At 46.2% G+C, this 728-nt stretch carries 1 pseudogene; it reads right to left on the bottom strand.

What is annotated here, in order from left to right:
- Window positions 1-182: 182 nt before the first annotated feature.
- Window positions 183-728: pseudogene (locus ACS8FD_RS20315) on the bottom strand (hypothetical protein); the annotation flags it as partial.

The following is a 728-nucleotide window of genomic DNA, read 5'->3' as shown; positions in this document are numbered from 1 at the left end:
ATTTTAAAAGGGCTTATACTCATGATTGAACGATTACTGGTAACCAGTTTTCAAAAGCATAGCGGCTCTCCGATGCTACTTAGTAAACCATTTAGTAAATCGGCATGAAAAAGCCTGCAAAACTTACGTCTTGCAGGCACAGCAACTAGCGATAAAGGCAGCGCTAATCAGCTGGTAAAGTGCTAGTCAGTTTTTTCTTCGATGAGCTCTTTGATGCTATCGTCTTTGTTTTTAGCTACTCCAGCGCTATCGTTTTTTGCCGACCCAGCATTTGGGTTTTTCACGGTTTCGTTACTGGCGCTTTTATTAGCTGAGGCTGAACTTGAGCTGTTTTTCTCACTGCTGTCTGGCGCAGTTGGCGGTTTTGGCGTAGGAACCACTGGTAAGCTTTTGTCTTCCGACCCAGAACTACGCGCATTATCTTCTTTTTTAGCGGTGGTTGATGAGGCACGGCCTTCATCTTCGGTAATCACAGTACGCTCTTCGTTCACTGCCAACGTTGCAGAGGTATCCTCTGATTGACGAATGCTCTCAACAGTGCCATTGTTTGCCGTTTGATTACCATTCCCAGCTTCATTGCTTGCCAAGCCTTCATCTGCCTTGCGAGCTGGTACCTCACGTTCAGTCGGCTGCAATCTGACAGATCTTGAACGTCTCGTACTTAAGTCTTTGATGGGTCCAGGACGCTCATAATTGTCGACGATACCGACATAACGGCTGATCTCTTC

Source organism: Psychrobacter sp. 1U2, assembly GCF_051847575.1.
Note: the sequence above shows the minus strand (reverse complement) of the source record. Positions and strands in the feature narration are given on the sequence as shown.